Source organism: Janthinobacterium sp. NKUCC08_JDC, from assembly GCF_019345575.1.
Taxonomy (GTDB): domain Bacteria; phylum Pseudomonadota; class Gammaproteobacteria; order Burkholderiales; family Burkholderiaceae_D; genus Janthinobacterium; species Janthinobacterium aestuarii.
In genome coordinates, this window is the sequence record NZ_JAHKQW010000037.1 from 1 (window position 1) to 1,550 (window position 1,550).

2 protein-coding genes are annotated in these 1,550 nt (G+C 50.2%); both read right to left on the reverse strand.

Annotation, left to right across the window (positions count from 1 at the left end):
- On the reverse strand, window positions 1-579 hold a 579-nt coding region (locus KO538_RS28960; protein WP_219330436.1), incomplete at its 3' end, for a transposase.
- A gap of 129 nt (window positions 580-708) precedes the next feature.
- Complete coding sequence (locus KO538_RS28965) at window positions 709-978, reverse strand: hypothetical protein (protein ID WP_219330437.1); 270 nt, start codon at window positions 976-978, stop codon at window positions 709-711.
- Window positions 979-1,550: the final 572 nt, after the last annotated feature.

The following is a 1,550-nucleotide window of genomic DNA, read 5'->3' on the forward strand; positions in this document are numbered from 1 at the left end:
AGTTGCGGGGACAAGCGCAGGATCACGGTCGGCGCGATCAAGCTCGTCCATGTAGCGCTTGATGCTTTCCTCGATCTGCTCAATGCGGGCTTCCAGCTTGTTGTTGGTGAAGTTTCGGTCGCGATTATTTACCGCTTTGAACTTGCTGCCATCGATTGCCACGCTGCTGTCCGAGAAAACATCAAGCCTGCGACATACCTGGACGAATTGGCGGCACACTTTGCAGATGGCGGGGCCGTTATCTTTGCGAAAGTCAGCGATGGTTTTAAAGTCGGGAGATAGCCTCCCGGTCAACCACATCAGTTCGACATTACGCTGCGCCTCACGCTCCAGGCGGCGGCTCGACTGGATTCGATTGAGGTAACCATAGATGTAAATCCCAAGGAGAACTGCAGGATGGTAGGACGGGCGACCGGTGCGTGCCGGGTCGGCACCGGCAAAGCCAAGGGTCCTGAGATCAAGCGCTTCAATGAATGCCTCTACAATCCGAACGATATTGTCCTCTGCAACGTAGTCATCCAGATGCTCGGGAAAGAGAACACTCTGGCTGCGGTCGGTTCCCTCGACAAAACGCTTCATCCTGCTCTCCTGATTACGTCAAATGAACTATTAACGCTTCAGAAAAAATCTCGTTTACATTGGGGGGCATTTTCACACACTCTGGCCCCGAAGCAGACGCTCACCGTTTTCACTAAAGAGCGAAGATGCTCAGTCGCTAAACGGAAGAGAAATATTGTTGCTCATTAACGTGACCTTGTAGTGAGACACCAGATCAGATAGCTGCTCAACAGTGTCGGCGAGTTCTCCTGCAGCCTCTTCACTTAGGCACGCCGCTTCAGAATGCACTACTTTAAGAGACTGAAGCAAAACACTCAGTGTATCGCCTTGAATCAGGCACCCGGGGAAATTACGCTGTGGGTGGCGCATTACAACGGCGTTCGATGCATCAGAAAAAATTTCGACTTCTTGAATATACATTGTGTCTCCAATTTATCATGGGTAGACTCAGCGACCGCTTCTGGCCGCTTGCCTTCAGCCGACTTCCGGCCGAAATGACCAATGGGCAGCTTCAATCCTAAGCGTGTCGCCAGATTGCAGCTCTATTTCAAATTGCCCAGTCTTTAACTCCGCAAAACTATTGACAGATGAGGACGGTCCCCAACTCTCGCGTCTTGGAAGTTCGATGTTTGTATATCCTTCAAATACAAGCATATGAGGGGGCAAGCCAACTGGCAGTAAACGTATATCGCATCGGGCAGCCTCCCAGCTGACGTAGATGGCTGAAAGCGTAGCGTCATGTATTGATAAGGTACTAAAATGCATCGCTTTTTTCCAAAAATTTCAAGTGGCCGCTCTTGGCCGGCAGCGGTCCGTGAGCATAACGAATTACTAACCTAGAAAAGTCACGCATTGTCACATCAACGTGAACGTCTGCTTCTGGCCGAGACTGTGTAAAAACGTAGGGCTATGTAAACGAAATCGCATCAGTAAACGTTGAGCCAGTATCTCATCACTTTGGGTGCTAAATGAAGCGCTTTATTGAGGGCGAA